Genomic DNA, 17,368 nt, shown 5'->3' on the forward strand with positions numbered 1-17,368 from the left:
GTGGCCCTGTCGGCGCGGGGCGGTGGCCCTCGTCCGCGCGCTCCCCGCCCTCGTTAGGGTCGACTGGTGTACCCGTCCAGGCACCCCTGCCCGCCGCCGCCCCCGCAGCCGCCCTTCCCGGCGTGCGAGCCATGCCCGCACGCCGCCGCGTACACCCACACTCCCGACCCGTACACACCCGCTCCGGAAACACCCCCTCCGCACGCCGACGCCCCCGAGCCCCCCGCCCACCGGCCGCGTCGGCGCCCCGCGCTGTGGCGCAGCAGGACGGTGCGCGCGCTCGCACTGGTCTCGCTGCTCGCGCTCTGCGGCGTGATCATCCTCGCCATCGTCCGCCGCCATACCGGCACCGAGGGCTTTCTGGTCGGCCTCGGTCTCGCCGTGTTCCCCGTACCGCCGCTGATCGCGGCGCTCTGCTGGCTGGATCACATAGAGCCGGAGCCGTGGCGGCATCTCGCGTTCGCCTTCGCCTGGGGTGCGTGCGCGGCCACCCTGGTCGCGATTCTCGCCAACGGCTTCGTCACCGACTGGGTGGCGGCCAACGTCGTTGGCGAATCCCCGTCCGACGCCCAGACCTGGGGCTCGACGATCATCGCCCCCGTCGTGGAGGAGCCGGTCAAGGCGGCCGCCGTCCTCCTCCTCTACCGCTTCCGCCGCCGCGACTTCGACGGCATCACGGACGGCCTCGTGCTCGCCGGCCTCAGCGCCACCGGCTTCGCCTTCACCGAGAACATCCTCTATCTGGGCCGCGCCTTCGGCGAGGACCAGTCGATGGGCCACTCCGGTCTGCACTCCCTCACCGCCGGCACCTTCTTCATCCGTATCGTCGTCTCCCCCTTCGCCCACCCCCTTTTCACCATGCTCACGGGCCTGGCATTCGGAATAGCCGCCAACCGCCCCGACCGCCGCCGTACCACCCGCGCCGCGATCGTCCTGCTGGGCCTGCTCACCGCCGTTCTCCTCCATGCCATCTGGAACGGCGCGACCATCCTCGGCGACCTCGGCTTCCTCACCGTCTACGGCCTGTTCATGGTCCCGGTCTTCCTCACCATCGCCTGGCTGGCGATCTGGTCCCGCGGGCAGGAACTCCTCTCCCTTCGCAGCTACCTCGCCCCGTACGCGACCACCGGCTGGCTCACCCCCACCGAACCGGCCGCCCTCTCCTCCCACAGGACCCGCACCCTGGCTCGCCGGATAGCCCGCCGCACCCAGGGCCCCACCGCCGCCCGCGCCGTCACCGAATACACCGCCCTCGCCACCACCCTCTCCTTCCACCGCCGCCGCGCCCATCTCATGGGCCCCACATCGGACTTCAGCACCAGAGAACGGGAACTCCTGCTGCACCTGTGGCGGTACCGGCCTTGGGCACAGGAGGCGTTGGCGGAGGCTGCGTTGACGGAGGCGGAGGCGAGTACGGACCGGCCGTGACCGGCCGATATCCGTGCCGTTAGCTCTCGTCCGCCATTCCCCAGGCGACTGCTGACGCAGAACCCGCCCACCCCTCAGGGGTACACCAGACGGCTCCCATGCCGTGATGTTCGAGGTAGGTGGCATAAACACCGATGTCTTCCGAGAAGAGCCCCAGGAGATGTGGTGTGGGCTCGTTCTTCTGCGTGTACAAGAAGTAGCGGTACTCCAAGAGCTGGCCGACTGCCTCTCGAACTGCCTGTGTGGTGTTGCCTTTCTTTACCGCCTTAGCCTCAACCAGCCACTCGGCGCCGTCTGCCTGGAGTATGAGATCGCGCGGATGCACCCGATCCGTGACGGGGGTAAATCCGCGCCCCAGTATGTACGGCCCGAAGCGCTGGATCAGTCCCTCGTGAGCCTGCTTCCTTTGCTCCTCGCGTTCCGCGATCTGTACGACGTAGTCGCCACCCGTCTTGGGGCGAAATCCGTCCAGGCCCTCATACGTGCCGTGCCCGTGGTGGGTGTACTCCACCATGGGCCCAGCGGGATCGTTCACGACCGCGATCTGCGGTTCGACAGCGAGAGCGGCCTTGAGAATCGTCGTCATGGTGCCGAGATCTGCACAGAGGTCGCCCTCGCTCGGAAGCCGATCGATGGCATAGCAGCGTGCGGCGACACTGCTGGCCTCATACGCGCGGGCGCGCCAACCGCGATGCATGAACTGCGGCTGGTCGTTCCATTCCGCGATGAGGGCGTCATGAAGTTCGGCCTGCAAGGAACGGGCTCTCACGGCCAGGTGAGCGCGGAGCCGTTGCCCCGTCGTCGCCAACTGTTCGCTGAATACCGTGACTCCCTGTTGAAGGGTCAGCGCAACGGACTTGAGGTCTGCCGCGAAAATGTAGGCAAGATACAGCCCATTCGTCCCCCGGCCTCCCGCGGCCGGATCAAATACCCGGATCCACGGGGTTGCCGCCGCCCCGCCTTGTCCGCCGTGTCCCTCCGCCTTCATGCCGTACGGCAGGGCGCCTACGAGACGGGTGCCTGCTTCCCTCAGCACACCTTGGCCGGGGTTCCCGCTCGTCGTGGTGAGCGTGGGGTCGAACTTATCGGCCACATCGAGGAGTAGGTCACGTATACCCATGACCAGAAACTAACGAAGATCGAACAAGAGTGGATAGATTTCGATCACATCGATGGTTTTCGGTCATGCTCCGGTCGTTCGGCTTGAAACGATGTACAGGAGCTGACAGATGCTGCTGGTACAACATCTTCCGGACGCGGGCCCGCCGTGTCGCTGATCATCTGAAGCACACGCGCGTCGGAGCCAGCAGCAAGAGCTCGGGCGGCGTCCCTCTCACGAGACTGTAGGTACTGAATTGCGGCCGTACCCTCACCAGCAAGACATGCTCGAACGACTGCGTATCGAGCGCGAGATCCATGATCGCCATAGCAACTTGCTGGTGGCCGCCACAGGTACGGGTAAGACCGTGATGGCTGCACTCGACTATCGGAACCTCACACAGCACAACGGTGGCTGGCCGCCCAGGCTGCTCTTTATTGCGCACCGCCAGGAGATCTTGAAGCAGTCGCTTCGCACGTACCAAGAAGCGTTGGGCGAGGCTGGTTTCGGTGAGCTGCATGTTGGAGGGGCCGTTCCCTCCGACTGGAACCATGTGTTCGCCAGCGTGCAGTCGTTGGGGCCATCCGCCCTGGATCGGCTCGCTCCCGATCACTTCGATGTCATCGTCATCGATGAGTTTCACCACGCGGTGTCGAAGACGTACCGGCGCATCATCGATCATTTTTTCCCCAGCGAACTTCTGGGCCTCACGGCGACGCCCGAGAGGATGGATGGACACAGCGTCCAAGACGAGTTCTTTGGCGGGCGTATCGCCGCCGAGATGCGCCTATGGGAAGCGCTGGAGAACGATCTGCTCAGCCCGTTCCGCTACTTTGGCATTGCCGATGACACCGATCTAGAGGCGATCACATGGAAACGTGGCGCCTACGACGTCGCCCAACTCAACTCTCTCTTCACTGGAAACCGAGAGCGCGCGCAACTCGTCCTCAAGGCCGTTCACGATAAAGTAGCCGACCCGCTCGCAATGAAAGCGTTGGGGTTCTGTGTTTCGGTGGACCATGCGAGGTTTATGGCCAACTTCTTTCGTGAAGCGGGATTTAGCGCGGCCGCCCTCGACGGGTCCACTCCATCGGCAGAACGCGAACGCGTGCTCACGGCGCTACGCGACGGCTCAGTGCAGATCATTTTCTCTGTCGACCTCTTCAATGAGGGTTTGGACATCCCGGACGTCGATACGCTGCTACTTCTGCGCCCTACGTCCAGTGCCACGATCTTCCTGCAACAACTAGGCCGCGGGCTCCGCCGTACGCCTGGCAAATCCTCCCTCACCGTCTTGGACTTCATCGGCCAACACCGCAAGGAATTTCGCTTCGAAGAGCAGTTCCGGGCGCTCACCAACCTCACGCGTAACCGGTTGATGAAGCATGTGGATCTGGACTTTCCCAAGCTCCCCGCCGGGTGCGAAATCATCCTGGATCGCAAGTCGAAGGACCGGATCCTCGACAACATTAAGACTCAAGTAGGGGTCAAGGTCACGCAACTCGCGCGTGAGGTCGGGTCGTACGCCGAGCATAAGCTCGCCCACTACCTTGAAGAGAGTCAGCGCGACCTACCAGAGCTCTATAAGTCGAATAACTCACGGACGCGTCTGCTGCGGCGCGCGCACCTTCTCTCGGAAACCGGGCCGGAGGGGGAGGATGCACTCCTCAAGCGCGTATCGGCGTTCCTGCACGTAGACGATCCCCAGCGAGTTGCTGCCTATACCCGGATGATCGAAGATCACGCGCCTTCTTATGACGTGCTCGATCCGATAGGCCAGGCGTATGCGCGCATGCTGTTCTTCTCGCTCTGGCCCCTCGGCGGAGGCTTCGCCAGCTACGCACAAGGGCTTGCCACGCTCCGTCGTCACGCCGCATTCCGAGACGAGCTACGCCAAGTACTCGCCTACAACCTGGAGCACACGGAGCACTACCCCATTCCTCTCGATGGAGAGCACGCCACCCTACCGATGACGGTGCATGCCTCCTACAGTCGTGAGGAAATCTTGCCTGCCCTCGGACAGGCAGCGGTGAACGGGTTCAAACCCGGATACTTCCGAGAAGGCGTGAAGTGGTGCGAGGGCGTTCGCACCGATGCGCTTTTGATCACGCTGGAGAAGGACGAGAAGGACTTCTCCCCACAGACCCGTTATAAGGATTACGCAATAAGCTCGCATCAGTTCCACTGGGAGTCTCAGAATCAGACGTCTGAGACGTCCGCCACCGGTCTGCGCTACCAGGAGCACAAGGAACGCGGTTCACACGTGCTTCTCTTCGTCCGCCGATTCAAGTCGACGGACATTGGCGGCCCTCAGCCTTGGATGCTCCTCGGGCCGGCAGAATACGCATCGCACGAATCCAGCAAGCCCATGGGCATCGTCTGGAACCTTCGCCATCCGCTGCCGGCAGATGTTTTGACGTATGCCGCCTACAACGTCAAGGCAGCCGGGGAAGAGCGCGCGTAAAGTCGGGAAATGTTGTCCCTGACAAGGAGGTTGTGGTGATGGCCGGAGTTCCCACGGCAGTTGTGGCCGCGAGTGGGATTGTGGGCGGCTACGGGGTGGCCCGGTGGACGAAGAAGCGGCCGCTCGGGGGTGTGGTGTTGGCGGCGGCGGGGGCCGTGGCGGCGACGGAGTGGCGGCGGAAGGCCGGCGCGGGCACGGCGGCGGCGCTGGGCGGGGCCTATCTGGCCGGGTTTGTGGGGGCGCATCCGCTGGCCAAGAAGATCGGGGCCTGGCCTTCGGTGTGTGCGGTGGCGGGTGGGGTTGCCGTGGCGTCGTGGGTGGCGGTGGATCGTCGGAAGTAGCGGGGCCCGTCCGTTGGCCGTACGGGTGGGGCGGGGCGGGGCCGCGGTTCGGTGGCCCCGCCCCGGTGCGTACGCGCGCCCGTAGGCGTGCCCGTAGCCGTACCCGTGGGAGGCCTTACGCCGACGCCTCGTTCAGGAGATCCATGTCGGACTCCGTGAGGGTGAGGTCGGCGGCGGCCAGGAGGGGTGGGAGCTGGGACACGGTGCGGGCGCTGGCGATGGGGGCGGCGATGGTGGGGCGGGCGGCGAGCCAGGCGAGGGCCACGGTGGCGATCTCGGCTTCGTGGGCGGTGGCGACGGTGTCGAGGGCGCGCAGGACGCGGCAGCCGCGCTCGGTGGCGAGGTACTGGGCGGCCTTCTCGGAGCGGGAGCTGTCGACCGTCGTCTCCGGGCGGTACTTGCCGGTCAGAAAGCCGGAGGCGAGGGCGTAGTACGGGACCGCGGCCAGGCCGTTGCGGGCGGCGACGTCGGCCAGCTCGCCCTCGTAGGTGTCGCGGGAGACCAGGTTGTAGTGCGGCTGGAGCGCCACGTAACGGGCCACGCCCTCGCGGTCGGAGAAGGCCAGGGACTCCGACAGGCGGGCCGCCGAGATGTTGGAGGCGGCGATCTCGCGGACCTTGCCGGCCCGGACGAGTTCGTCGAGGGTGGTGAGGAACTCCCCGACCTCGACGGATTCGTCGTCGTAGTGGGTGTAGTAGAGGTCGATGTAGTCGGTGCGCAGGCGGGTGAGGGAGGCGTCCACCGCGGACGTGATGGTGGCGGCGGAGAGGCCCCTGAGGTGGGGGTGCGAGGGCGCGCCGACCTTGGTGGCGATGACGACGTCGGAGCGGTTGCGGCGGGACGCCAGCCAGTTGCCGATGACGGTTTCGGACTCGCCGCCCTGGTTGCCGGGCGCCCAGGCCGAATAGACATCCGCGGTGTCGATGAAGTTGCCGCCGCCGGCCACGTACGCATCGAGTACGGCGAAGGATTCGGCCTCGTCCGCCGTCCAGCCGAAGACGTTGCCCCCGAGGCAGAGGGGGGAGACGGAGAGCGAGCCGAGGGGTGTGCGGGGTGCGGTCAGTGGTGCGGTCATGCGTCGAGACAACGTCGCGGGAAGCGGGGCTATTCCCGCCTGAGCCGGTCAGATCAGGCGGGAACAGGCCAGATTGGGCACCTGACTCACACGTTCAGACCGTGCTCCCGCAGCCACGGCATCGGGTCTATCGGGTCGCCGGCGTGGGGGCGGACCTCCAGGTGGAGGTGGGGGCCGGTGACGTTGCCGGTGGCGCCGACGCGGGCTATGACGTCGCCGGTGCTCACCTTGCCGGAGGTCTTGACCATGGAGGAGAGGTGGCAGAACCACAGCTCGGTGCCGTCGTCGAGGGTGAGGACGATGCGGTAGCCGTAGGAGCCGGCCCAGCCCGCCTGCGTGATGGTGCCGGAGTGAACTGCCCTGACGGGAGTGCCGGTCGGGGCGGCGAAGTCCTGGCCGGTATGGGTCGCCACCCAGAGGTCGCTGCTCTCACCGAAGCCGGCCGTGAGGGTGTAGGAGGCGACCGGGGTGAGGTAGCTCTTGGCGAGCTGGGCGAGGCGTTCGGCCGCCGCCTTCTTGCGGGCGGCTTCCTCGGCCGTGCGCCGGGCCTCCTGCTCCGCCGCCTTCTTGACGGCCGCGGCCTTTTCGGCGGTCGCCTGGTGGGCGGAGGCGTCCTGGGCGGCCCGGGTGATGGCGGCGGACTCCGCGCTGTCGAGCTGATCCTGGTCGGCGGCGTCGTGCTGGGCGTCGGCCTGCTGGAGGATCCGGTGGCGCAGCGCCTCGCCGGCGCCGGCGGCCTCGTGCCGGCTCAGGCCCGCCTGGGTGAGAGGGCCGGAGGCGGCGCCGGAGCCGGAATCCGAGCCCGCGTCGGATATGAGGGAGCCGACTCCGGGGAGGGACTTGGCATCCGGCAGCTTGGCGGCGAGGTCGTCGGCCATCCCGCCGATGTCCGGCATCGAGATCGGTACCGGCGGACGGCCCTCGGCGCTGGCCATACCGCCCGCGCCGACCGCCGCGATGACGCCGACGCCCAGGACCGTACCGCTGCGCGCGAGACCGCCGCTGCGCTGTTTGGCCACCCGGTGCTTGCCCCGGACGGAGCGGACGGAGTCCTCGGTGGGGTTCCATTCCTCCCACGGCCCGTCGTCGGCACGGAGGCCGTCCCGCTCGCGGTCGCGGACACCGCCCTGGTAGACGACACGGGGACCGCCGAAGTGATCCGGGCCGTCGTACGGACCCCGGTCGTCGAAGGGCCCCGGGCCGTCGAACGGACCCCGGTCGTCGAAACCGGCGGGGGAGGGGACCTCGGGGGTAGGCCTGTTGGACGCCACGGGGGCGCACTCCTTTCCTTCCTTCGCGCCTACCGGGTTAGCTGACGGGTTCGGAGCAGGAAGGTCTCCTACGGACGGCTTCGGCGAAAGGCGCCCGATTCACCCCAAGGTGGTGGTTCCCCGGTTCCTCGGTGCAGTTCAAGCACGTCGTGCGGTGCGGGCGGGGCGTTCCGTTGCCGGTCGCACACCGTTCGACTGCCGCTGGGGACGGATCGGCGCCTATCGGTGGTGAATTCGCCCGGTTCGTACGGAAACTGCCCTGTGCCGCAAGGGAAGTGCATGACGTACTTGGCGTGCGCGTGCAGGATTCGGCGGCGGCGCGCGGTGCCGTCCTTGCGACGGCTGGGACGACCGCGCTCCGTTATCGGACAGTAATAGAGATCGCGGTTGTTTTCCAAGCCCTCCGGGGAATCCGTATGCGCTCCGCATCGGCCATGGCGTGGACTTTTCCACCCATCAGCCGAACAAATCGGGCGAGTTGGCCGACACTCGCCACATGTTCGTCATGTGACGGTGTGTCAGTTGTTATGCGGAGGGGTGCCCGCCGGTCACCCAGCGTGAGAGCAGTAACGTCGGATCATGCTCGTCAACGTGGTCAACGTCGTCAACAGCGCGCAGACAGTGGCGGATCGGTACCGGGAGTTCTCCTGGCAGCAGGCACGGGGACGGTCCGACGCCCACGCCGAGTTGACCGCGAGGATCGGCCAGGACGCGGAATTCTGCGATCTGTTGTCGGGATCGCTGCCTGCCGGGAACGCCCAGCAGCCGAGTCTCCTCCTGGCCGCCGTCCGCTATCTCGACGGCCCGCACGCCGAGCACGGGCCGCGCGACGAGACGGCGTACGGACGCTGGCGCGAATGGACGATCCGGCACTGGGACGAAGTCCGTACGGTGATCATGCGGCGCGCCGGCCGGACGAACGATCCGGGCCACTGCGCCACGCTGCTGCCCCTGCTCGCCCGGCTGCCGCAGCCGCTCGCGCTCCTGGAGGTCGGGGCGTCGGCGGGGCTGTGCCTGCGGCCGGAGCTCTACCACTACCGGTACGAGGAGGCGTCGAGCCGCCCGGGGACGCGACCCCGCGCGGCCGCATGCGGTGCGTCCGGCAGCCCGGTGACCCTGACCTGCCGTACGAGCGCGGCCGGCGCCGGTCCCGTACCGGAGGTCCCCGCCCGCGTCCCCGAGATCGTCTGGCGCGGCGGTGTCGACCTCGACCCGCTCGACCCGGTCGCCGACCCCGATGACCTCCGCTGGCTGCGGGCCCTGGTCTGGCCGGGGGACGGGAAGCGTGCGGAGCGCCTTTCGGCCGCCGTCGGCCTGGCCCGGACCGCGCCCCGGCCCGGTGTCGTACGCGGCGATCTGCTCGACGAACTGCCCGCGCTGGCCGCCGAGGCGCCGCCCGGGGCGACGCTGGTGATCTTCCACTCGGCCGCTCTGGCCCTGCTCCCGGCGGACCGTCGCGAGCGGTTCGCCGCCCTCGTGCGGTCGCTGCTCGCCGGGCGGGAGGGCCGCGGCCACTGGATCTCCCAGGAGCAGCACGGCGTCCTGCCCTGGATCACCAGCCCCGCGCACCGGGCGGCCCGGCACCCCGACGACGCCTCGCTCACCCTCGCGCTGGACGAGCGCCCGCTCGCGCTGACCGGCCCGTACGGGGAGAGCCTGCACTGGCTGACGGAGGGGACCTCCGCCGGGACGGCCGGGCAGCCGGCAACCGGCTGACCCCGCGCCCAGGGCCCGCCCACCGGGCAGGCCCTACGCCCGCAACGGCCGCTGCACCGCCAGCAGCGCCATATCGTCCGCCCGCACCCCGCCCGTGTGCCGGGAGACGTCCTGGACCAGGCCGTCCAGGAGGGCGTCCGGCCCCGGGAAGTGGCGGCCGCGGAGCCGGGCCGGGGCGTCGTAGAAGCGGCCGGAGGCGTCCCGTGCCTCGGTCACCCCGTCCGTGAACAGCAGCAACAGCGAACCGGCCGGGAAGAACGTCTCGTCCACCCGGTCCGGCCACCCCGCGACATCGCTCAGGCCCAGGGGCAGTGCGGCCGTGGCGGGGGTCAGTTCGCACAGCCCGCCGTCGGGGGCGAGCAGCAGCGGCGCCGGATGGCCGCGGTTGAGGACGCGCAGGACGGAGTGCGCGCCGGAGGGGATCTCCACCAGGACGGCCGTGGTGAAGCCCTCCTGCTGGTCCGGCCCCGCGCGCCGCCCGCCCTCCCGTTTGAGCGCCCGTTCCAGGCGGCCCGCCACCGCCTCCAAGGTGGCCTCCTGTTCGGCCGCCTCCCGGAAGGCGCCGATGGCGACCACCGCGGCCTCCACGGCCTCCAGCCCCTTGCCCCGCACATCGCCGACGATCAGCCGTACGCCGTGCGGGGTGTCCTGCACCGCGTAGAGATCGCCGCCGATCCGGGCGTCGGCCTGCGCACCCACATAGCGTGCGGCGACCGCGAGCCCGCCGATCCGGCCGGGCGGCGTGGGCAGCAGGACGCGCTGGGCGGCCTCGGCGACATCGCGTACGGAGGAGAGCCGGGCGTCGCTCAGCCGCACGGCCCGGTTGATGCCGAGCGCAAGGAGGGCGACCACCAGGACGGTCAAAGCCTCGCTGACGGACTCGTTGTGGTCGTTGGCGCTGTGGTAGACGGCGATCACGATCTCGCCGGCGACCGCGACGGCCGCCGTGAGGGCCGTCATGGCCAGGGAGTACAGGGGCGCCGCCACCAGGGGCGCGGCGGAGAAGAAGGGCGCGGCGGTGTACTTGGGCGGGGTGGCCACGTCGAAGGCGAAGCCGCCGACGATCAGGAGGGCGGGGAGCCAGCGGGCCAGGCGGCGGAGCGGCGGCCGCCCGGCGCGGGGCGCCGACCGCCCCCGCCCGCCCGCACGGTTCCCGCCGCCTCGAAGCATCCGCACCGGCCTCTTCCCACTGCCCAGGCTTCGACGGCCCGGGGCCGTCCCAAGGCCGTCGCACCCCAAGGGTTCCGGGTGCCGGTCCGGCCGGCGAGCCGTCGGGGGCCGTACGGGTCAGCCGCCGTAGGCCCCCCACCGACGGTTCGCCCCCGACGGCCCCCGCCCTCGGAATACAGAATTCCAATCGGAATACTCCATTCGGAATGTTCAATTCGGTATTACATTGGCCCCAAAAATGTCCTGGACGAGACGTATGGCTTTATGTGACGATGTAATCGCCGCGGCGGGGGGCGCTTAGGCGGCGAACGGGGGGACGTAATCTCTTCTGCATGGCAGCACTCGACCATTCGCTGCCATCACAAACCCAGGAACCCTCGCATCTCGGCGTGTGCCACCTATCGGCTTTCCCGCACTCAAGAGCGTTGGATTCCAGTGATAGTGGAAGAAGTTTACGATCTGGTGCTGGATGACGTCTTCATCCGGCTCGATCACCTGGTACCCGGAAGCTCCGTCTTCCTTAAACTCGAGGGCCTCAATCCGGCAGGCTCGGTGAAGCTCAAGACGGCCATCGCGCTGGTGGCCCAGGCCGAGGAATCGGGCCACGAATTTCCGCGTACGCGCCTTATCGAATCGACGTCGGGAAACCTCGGCGTGGCGCTCGCCATGGTCTGCGCGGCCAAGGGCTACCGCCTGACCTGTGTCACCGACCCCAATGCCAACACCCAGTCGGTGCGCCTGATGAAGGCGCTGGGTGCCGAGGTCGTCGTCATCGACGTCCGCGACGGCAACGGCGGCTATCTCCAGTCCCGCATCAACTACATCCAGGACCGCCTGGTGCACGAGCCCGGCACGTACTGGCTGAACCAGTACGCGAACCCGGCCGGCCCCCGGGCGCACCGCGACCGCACCGGCCGGGCCATCGTCGAAAAACTCGGCCACGTCGACTACGCCTTCATCGGGGCCGGCACGACCGGCACGCTGATGGGCTGCGCCGCGTTCTTACGGCAGCACAGTCCGGCGACCCGGATCATCGCCGTCGACGCGGTCGGCTCCGTGTCCTTCGGCGGCCCGCCGGCCCGGCGCCATATTCCCGGACTCGGCACCAGCAGACGTCCGGAAATCCTCGACGAAACACTCGTCGACGAGGTGATCGTCATTCCCGAGGCGGATGCCGTGGAGATGTGCAGAACGCTCGCCACAGAGCGCGGACTGCTGCTCGGCGGTTCGAGCGGGACGGTGCTTTCCGCGGTGCAGGAAAAGGGCAAGGACATTCCCGAGGGAAGCACCGTGGTGGCCCTTTCGCCGGACTTCGGAGAGCGCTATCTGGAGACGGTCTACGACGACTCCTGGGTGGCGTCCCGATGGCCGGAACTCCTCTGCCATGAAATCCCGGAAATCGCTCAGGCCGGCGCCTGAGGAGAGGTGTGACCCTATGTTTGACTTCGATGTGGTGGCCGGCGAGACGGTGCGCGAGGTACTGAGCGGCAAGCGGGCCGAGGTCCTCGGCATCGTGAGCCGGGCCTACCGCAGCCACGAGGCCGGAGAGAGCGTCAACCCCGACAGCTACTTCCTCCGCTTCCCCGAGAAGCCCGACTCGCGGATCATCGCGCTGCCCGCCTACCTCGGCGCCGACGTCCGGCTCGCGGGCATCAAGTGGATCGCCAGCTTCCCCCGGAACACCCAGGCCGGAATGCCCCGCGCCTCGGCCGTACTCCTGCTCAACGACTACGAGACCGGCTATCCGATCGCCTGCCTGGAAGCCGCCAACATCAGCGCCGCCCGTACGGCCGCCTCCGCCGCCGTCGCGGCAACCGCACTGCGTCCGGGCGGCTTTGCGGGCACCCGGATCGCGGTCGTCGGCGGCGGCGTCATCGCCCGGAACATCTGCGACTACCTCCACGCCGCCGACTGCACGCCGGACGCGTACGTCGTACACGACCTCCACGAGGAGTCCGGCCAGGCCCTCGTCGGCCATCTGCGCGCCACCCAGGGGCGTCCCGCGTCGTTCACCGCCGACCTGGGCACCGCGCTGGAGGCCGAGACCGTCGTCTTCGCCACCACCGCACTCGAACCGTACGTCACCACGCCGTTCAAGCCCGGCCAGCTCGTGCTGAACATCTCGCTGCGCGATCTCGCGCCCGAGGTGGTGCTGGGCGCGCAGAACATCCTCGACGACATCGACCACTGCCTGAAGGCCAACACCTCACCCCATCTCGCCGAACGGCTCACCGGCTCCCGGGACTTCGTGACCGGCACGCTCGCCGGAGTGCTGAACGGCCGGGTGGCGGTGGCCGAGGACGGTCCGGTGATCTTCTCACCGTTCGGTCTCGGCGTCCTCGACCTGGCGGTCGGCGCCTACGTCCTGGAGCAGGCCCGCGCCGCCGGCTCGACCCTCGCGGTCCCCAACTTCTTCGGGGAGACGCGGCGATGGTGACCACACAGCACCACACCGAGCGGCACGCCACCCTCGCCGTCGTGGGAGCCGGATCGCGCGGGCTGGGCGTCGTGGAGCGGCTCATCGGCCACTGCCTGGCCGAGCCCTTCCCCGTCACCGTCCATCTCGTGGACCCCCGGCCCCTCGGCCCCGGATTCCACCGCCAGGACCAGCCCGACCACCTCCTGCTGAACACGGTGTGCGCTCAGGTCACCGCGTTCGCGGACGCGCAGATGGTGGACGGTCCCACGCCGGTCGGCGGGCCTTCCCTCTACGAATGGTGCCGCGAACGGGAGTTGCGCCTGGGGGCCGATGGATACACCGTCCGGGCGGGGGACGGACGGGAGATCCAGCCGAACGACTTTCTGCCGCGCAGGCTGCTCAGCGAGTACCTGACCTGGGCCGCCGAACGCATCGTCGCCGCGGCGCCCGCCGGCTTCCGCCTGATACGGCACGCCGCGACGGCCACCGACATCCGCCCCGGCGACGGCGGCGGGGAGACGGTCGTCCTCGACGACGGCACCCGCCTGGAGGCCGACGCGGTGTTCGTGACCGTCGGGCACCAGGCGCTCCACCTGCCCGCCGAAACGGCGGAGGAACCACGGCTGATCACCCGCCCCTACCCGCTGCCCGGGGCCCTCGACGGCATCGCCCCCGGGGACCGGGTCGCGGTCCTGGGCATGGGGCTGACCGCCATGGACGTGATCGCCAGCCTGACCCTGGGCCGCGGCGGCCGGCACGAACCGACGGCGGACGGCGGGCTGCGGTACGTGGCCGGCGGCCGCGAGCCGCGGATCGTGCTCGCCAACCGGTCCGGCATCCCCGCGCGCAGCCGTCCGTACCTCCACCCGGGCCGGATCCGCTTCGCCCCCCTCGCGCTGACGCCGGACCGGCTGCGGTCCCTGCGCGCTCTGCGCGAGGACGGCCGGCTCCATTTCGCCGACGACGTCCTGCCGTTGGTCGAGGCCGAGATGGAACTGGCCTACTACCGGACCCTCCTGGCCCGGAAGACCGGCGATGCCGCGGGAGCGGGCGCGGAACTGTCCCGCCGCGTGGCCGAGTCGGGCTGCGACGGAGCGCTGGCCGGCCTGCGCGGGGAGTTCGGACCCTGCCCCCTGAGCGGGGTGCTGACCGAGCGGCTGACCGACCGTACGTGGCCCGACCAGGCCGCATACGCCCGGTGGTGCACCGCCCGGGTCGGCGAGGACCTGGCCGAGGCCCGCGAGGGGCTGGGCGCCTGCGCGGTCAAGGAAGCCCTGGAAGTGCTGCGCGACCACCGCGACGCCTTACGGGCCGTCATCGACCCCCCGGGTGTGGACGACGCCTCACTGGCGTACTTCTTCGGGGAGTTCACCGCCACGGTCAACCGCCTGGTGATCGGCCCGCAGCTGGACCGGTCGGTGGAGCTGCTGTCGCTGCTGGACGCCGGGGTGCTCCGGCTCGGCCCCGGCCCGCGGCCCAAGGTCATCGCCCCGGCCGGAACGGGCCCCTGGCGGCTGGAGTCCACCTGCCTGGCCCGGCCCGAGAGCATCGAGGTGGACCACGTCGTGCAGGCGCATATCGCCGAGCCGCGCGCGGACCGCCTGCCCGCCTCGCTGCTCGGCCGCCTCGTCGCGGCGGGCCGCGTCACGACCCTGGCGGCCGGCGGCAGCCGGGTCCCCGGGCTCCGCGTCACCCGTGCAGGGCAGGGCATCGGCCCGGCCGGGGACGTACGGCCCACCCTCTTCTTCCTCGGTCCGCACACCGAGGGATCCAGCTACTACAACCACTACGTCCCGTCGCCCGGCGCGCCCTCCCGCGCGCTGCAAGACGCCGAACTCGCCCTCCGTACCGCATTTCCGGCCCTCACCGTGAGGACATCATGAGCAACCGCGAGACCTACACCCCCTGGACGCAGGAGTACCGCGCCGAGACCCGAGCCGCACAGGGCGACGGCTGGCGCTGCCCGACGACCGGGGCCGTACCGCCGCCCGTCAGCATGGGCGCCACCTTCGCCCGCGACGACCAGTACCGCAGCCCCGCCGGCCTCGCCTATCTGCGCGACCAGGGCACCCCGGGATACGAGCAGCTCGAAGGCGTCGTGGCCGGGTTGGAGGGCGGCTCCGACGCGCTGGTGTTCGCGTCCGGTATGGCCGCGGCCACCGCCGTCTTCCAGGTCCTGCCGGCCGGGGCGCGCGTGGTGGTGCCGCAGACCATGTACTTCGGGCTCACCAAGTGGCTGCTGGAATTCGGCCCGCAGCGCGGCCTGGAGGTCGTCCGCGTCCCCATGAACGACCTGGACGCGGTGTCCGAGGCGGTCAACGCCGCGCCGACCGCCCTGCTGTGGGCGGAATCCCCGGCGAACCCCACCTGGTTGGTGACCGACCTGGCGGCCTGCGCCGACATCGCGCACCGGGCCGGTGCCCTCTTCGGGGTGGACAACACCGTCCCCACGCCGGTGCACACCAAGCCCTTCGAGCTCGGCGCCGACCTGATCATGCACTCCGGTACGAAGTACCTCAACGGCCACAACGACGTGGTGGCGGGCCTCCTGGTGGCCGCGCCGCAGCCCACCGACGCGCACCAGGCCCTCTGGGAGCGGCTGCGCCTGCACCGCCGGCTGACCGGTCCGATCCTCGGCCCCTGGGAGACGTATCTGCTGATGCGCGGGATACGGACGCTCTACCCCCGCATGCGTCAGATTTCGGCCACGGCGATGACGCTGGCCCAGCACTTCGACGAGCACCCGCTGGTGAGCCGGGTGGCCTACCCCGGCCTGCCCGGCGACCCGGGACACGAGGTCGCCTCCCGGCAGATGACCGGCGGCTACAGCGGCATGCTCTCGCTGCACGTCGCCGGGGAGTGGCAGCGTTCGCTGCGCGCGGCCGAGCACTGCGAACTGTTCATTCGCGCCACGTCGTTGGGCGGGGTGGAAAGCCTGATCGAACACCGCTACACATTCGAGGGGCCGGACAGCACTTCACCCAAGGACATGCTCCGCCTGTCCATCGGACTAGAGGACCCGGCCGACCTCGTGGCCGATCTGGAGCAGGCACTGGAACGCGCCGCTAAGGACGTACTTTGAGCTCGGAAAACAGCAACACCAGCACCACGGCCGGCAGCAGGACGAAGGCCGGCCCCGACGGGTCGGCCGACGGCAGCCCGCCGGCCGACGACGCCCCCTCCCCCGGCCGCCGGGGGCTGCGGGCCGATATGTCGCTGTCCGCGGTCCTCGCGGGGTTCGTGGCCGTCGTGGTCTCGTACTCCGGACCGCTGGTCATCGTCCTCGCCGCCGCCGCGGCCGGGCATCTGGACAAGGCACAGACCGGCTCCTGGGTCTGGGCCATCTCGATCGGCAGCGGCCTGACCTGCATCGGGCTCAGCCTGCGGACGAAGATGCCGGTCATCACCGCCTGGTCGACGCCCGGTGCGGCCCTGCTGGTCACCAGCCTGGGGGCCTACTCCTACCCGGAGGCCATCGGGGCGTTCCTCGTCACCGGCGTGGTGATCACCCTGGTCGGACTGACCGGGGTGTTCGGCCGGCTCATGCGGCAGGTGCCCACGGCGGTCGTCTCCGCCATGCTCGCGGGCATCCTGTTCTCCTTCGGCACCGGCGTGTTCGCCTCGCTGAAGACCGCACCCTGGATCGCCGGGGCCGTCCTGCTGATCTATCTGGCCGGAAAGCGGTGGCTGCCCCGGTACGCGGTGCTGATCGCCCTCGCCGCGGGCGTGGCGGCCTCCGCCGCCACCTCGCGGCTGAACATCCAGCTGGACCACATCGAGCTGGCCCGCCCGGTGCTCACCACGCCGGCGTTCTCCGTCGCCTCGCTGATCGGCATCGCGGTGCCGATGATCCTGGCGACGCTGGCCTCGCAGAACGCGCCCGGCATGGCGGTCCTCACCGCGTCCGGATACCGGCCCAAGGACCGGCTGCTGATCGGCTCGACCGGGCTGATCTCGACGGCCCTGGCCCCCTTCGGCTCGCACGCCATCAACCTGGCGGCCATCACCGCGGCGATCTGCACCGGCCCCGAATCCCATCGCGACCCCAAGCGCCGCTACATCGCAGGCATCGCGTGCGGGGCGTTCTACCTCCTGATCGGCGCCTTCGGCACCACCCTGGTGGTCTTCTTCGCGGGCCTGCCGAAGGAACTGGTCGCCGCCATCGCGGGCGTCGCCCTCTTCGGGGCGCTGGCCGGCGGCCTGAGCGGAGCCGTCAAGGAGGAGCAGGACCGCGAGGCCGCCCTGATCACCTTCCTGGCCACCGCATCCGGAGTCACCCTCTTCGGCATCGGATCGGCCTTCTGGGGCCTGGTGTTCGGCGTCGCGGCCCATCTCGTACTGACCCGCTGGCGCCGCCCCCGGTCCGCCCCCACCGGCTGATCCCG

The 17,368-nt window shown here is 69.6% G+C and carries 12 protein-coding genes, 1 pseudogene and 1 riboswitch; of the genes and pseudogenes, 9 read left to right on the forward strand and 4 right to left on the reverse strand.

Annotated elements, in window-relative coordinates; all coding sequences use genetic code 11:
* Positions 1 to 66: 66 nt before the first annotated feature.
* Entirely contained in the window at positions 67 to 1,428 is a 1,362-nt protein-coding gene (locus tag B1H19_RS19835) for a PrsW family intramembrane metalloprotease (protein ID WP_083105989.1), read from the forward strand.
* Positions 1,429 to 1,447: 19 nt separating this feature from the next.
* Here the strand turns inward: B1H19_RS19835 and B1H19_RS19840 are convergent, their stop codons facing one another.
* Positions 1,448 to 2,548 carry an MrcB family domain-containing protein gene (locus B1H19_RS19840; RefSeq protein ID WP_083105990.1) on the reverse strand — a complete coding sequence of 367 codons (1,101 nt, stop codon included), beginning with the start codon at positions 2,546 to 2,548 and terminating at the stop codon, positions 1,448 to 1,450.
* Positions 2,549 to 2,774: 226 nt separating this feature from the next.
* Here B1H19_RS19840 and B1H19_RS19845 point away from each other — a divergent pair.
* Both B1H19_RS19845 and B1H19_RS19850 read left to right on the forward strand, forming a co-directional pair.
* A pseudogene (locus tag B1H19_RS19845) lies at positions 2,775 to 4,991 on the forward strand (DUF3427 domain-containing protein); the annotation flags it as partial.
* A gap of 38 nt (positions 4,992 to 5,029) precedes the next feature.
* Complete coding sequence (locus B1H19_RS19850) at positions 5,030 to 5,332, forward strand: hypothetical protein (protein WP_083109753.1); 303 nt, start codon at positions 5,030 to 5,032, stop codon at positions 5,330 to 5,332.
* A gap of 115 nt (positions 5,333 to 5,447) precedes the next feature.
* Here B1H19_RS19850 and B1H19_RS19855 read toward each other — a convergent pair whose 3' ends face one another.
* Both B1H19_RS19855 and B1H19_RS19860 read right to left on the reverse strand, forming a co-directional pair.
* Entirely contained in the window at positions 5,448 to 6,407 is a 960-nt protein-coding gene (locus B1H19_RS19855) for an aldo/keto reductase (RefSeq protein WP_203237184.1), read from the reverse strand.
* Positions 6,408 to 6,493: 86 nt separating this feature from the next.
* The gene (locus B1H19_RS19860; protein ID WP_083105992.1) at positions 6,494 to 7,678 is read right to left on the reverse strand and encodes a M23 family metallopeptidase; all 1,185 of its coding nucleotides are present in this window, start codon (positions 7,676 to 7,678) and stop codon (positions 6,494 to 6,496) included.
* A 12-nt stretch (positions 7,679 to 7,690) separates the two neighbouring features.
* A riboswitch (cyclic di-AMP (ydaO/yuaA leader) is annotated at positions 7,691 to 7,833 on the reverse strand.
* A 424-nt stretch (positions 7,834 to 8,257) separates the two neighbouring features.
* Between B1H19_RS19860 and B1H19_RS19865 the strand changes: the two genes are divergently transcribed.
* Complete coding sequence (locus tag B1H19_RS19865) at positions 8,258 to 9,394, forward strand: DUF2332 domain-containing protein (RefSeq protein WP_083105993.1); 1,137 nt, start codon at positions 8,258 to 8,260, stop codon at positions 9,392 to 9,394.
* Positions 9,395 to 9,427: 33 nt separating this feature from the next.
* Here the strand turns inward: B1H19_RS19865 and B1H19_RS19870 are convergent, their stop codons facing one another.
* Complete coding sequence (locus tag B1H19_RS19870; protein WP_083105994.1) at positions 9,428 to 10,564, reverse strand: PP2C family protein-serine/threonine phosphatase; 1,137 nt, start codon at positions 10,562 to 10,564, stop codon at positions 9,428 to 9,430.
* 462 nt (positions 10,565 to 11,026) lie between these two features.
* On the opposite strand from B1H19_RS19870, the gene sbnA reads away from it, so the two are divergent.
* From sbnA to B1H19_RS19895, 5 genes are read left to right on the forward strand one after another with little or no spacing between them, the layout of a single operon-like run.
* Entirely contained in the window at positions 11,027 to 11,983 is a 957-nt protein-coding gene (gene sbnA, locus B1H19_RS19875; protein ID WP_083105995.1) for a 2,3-diaminopropionate biosynthesis protein SbnA, read from the forward strand.
* 16 nt (positions 11,984 to 11,999) lie between these two features.
* Complete coding sequence (gene sbnB / locus B1H19_RS19880; protein ID WP_083105996.1) at positions 12,000 to 13,001, forward strand: 2,3-diaminopropionate biosynthesis protein SbnB; 1,002 nt, start codon at positions 12,000 to 12,002, stop codon at positions 12,999 to 13,001.
* The gene (locus B1H19_RS19885; protein WP_083105997.1) at positions 12,995 to 14,866 is read left to right on the forward strand and encodes an FAD/NAD(P)-binding protein; all 1,872 of its coding nucleotides are present in this window, start codon (positions 12,995 to 12,997) and stop codon (positions 14,864 to 14,866) included. The genes sbnB and B1H19_RS19885 overlap by 7 nt, the downstream gene beginning before the upstream one ends.
* The gene (locus B1H19_RS19890) at positions 14,863 to 16,065 is read left to right on the forward strand and encodes a trans-sulfuration enzyme family protein (RefSeq protein WP_083105998.1); all 1,203 of its coding nucleotides are present in this window, start codon (positions 14,863 to 14,865) and stop codon (positions 16,063 to 16,065) included. The genes B1H19_RS19885 and B1H19_RS19890 overlap by 4 nt, the downstream gene beginning before the upstream one ends.
* Positions 16,062 to 17,363 carry a benzoate/H(+) symporter BenE family transporter gene (locus B1H19_RS19895; protein WP_418361455.1) on the forward strand — a complete coding sequence of 434 codons (1,302 nt, stop codon included), beginning with the start codon at positions 16,062 to 16,064 and terminating at the stop codon, positions 17,361 to 17,363. The genes B1H19_RS19890 and B1H19_RS19895 overlap by 4 nt, the downstream gene beginning before the upstream one ends.
* Positions 17,364 to 17,368: the final 5 nt, after the last annotated feature.

The organism is Streptomyces gilvosporeus (assembly GCF_002082195.1).
GTDB classification, from domain to species: Bacteria; Actinomycetota; Actinomycetes; order Streptomycetales; family Streptomycetaceae; genus Streptomyces; species Streptomyces gilvosporeus.

Coding starts and splice junctions, on each gene's coding strand:
- B1H19_RS19840 (WP_083105990.1), bottom strand. CDS start 2,548: ATGGGTATACGTGACCTACTCCTCGATGTGGCCGATAAGTTCGACCCC.
- B1H19_RS19850 (WP_083109753.1), top strand. CDS start 5,030: ATGGCCGGAGTTCCCACGGCAGTTGTGGCCGCGAGTGGGATTGTGGGC.
- B1H19_RS19855 (WP_203237184.1), bottom strand. CDS start 6,407: ATGACCGCACCACTGACCGCACCCCGCACACCCCTCGGCTCGCTCTCC.
- B1H19_RS19865 (WP_083105993.1), top strand. CDS start 8,258: ATGCTCGTCAACGTGGTCAACGTCGTCAACAGCGCGCAGACAGTGGCG.
- B1H19_RS19870 (WP_083105994.1), bottom strand. CDS start 10,564: ATGCTTCGAGGCGGCGGGAACCGTGCGGGCGGGCGGGGGCGGTCGGCG.
- sbnB (WP_083105996.1), top strand. CDS start 12,000: ATGTTTGACTTCGATGTGGTGGCCGGCGAGACGGTGCGCGAGGTACTG.
- B1H19_RS19885 (WP_083105997.1), top strand. CDS start 12,995: ATGGTGACCACACAGCACCACACCGAGCGGCACGCCACCCTCGCCGTC.
- B1H19_RS19890 (WP_083105998.1), top strand. CDS start 14,863: ATGAGCAACCGCGAGACCTACACCCCCTGGACGCAGGAGTACCGCGCC.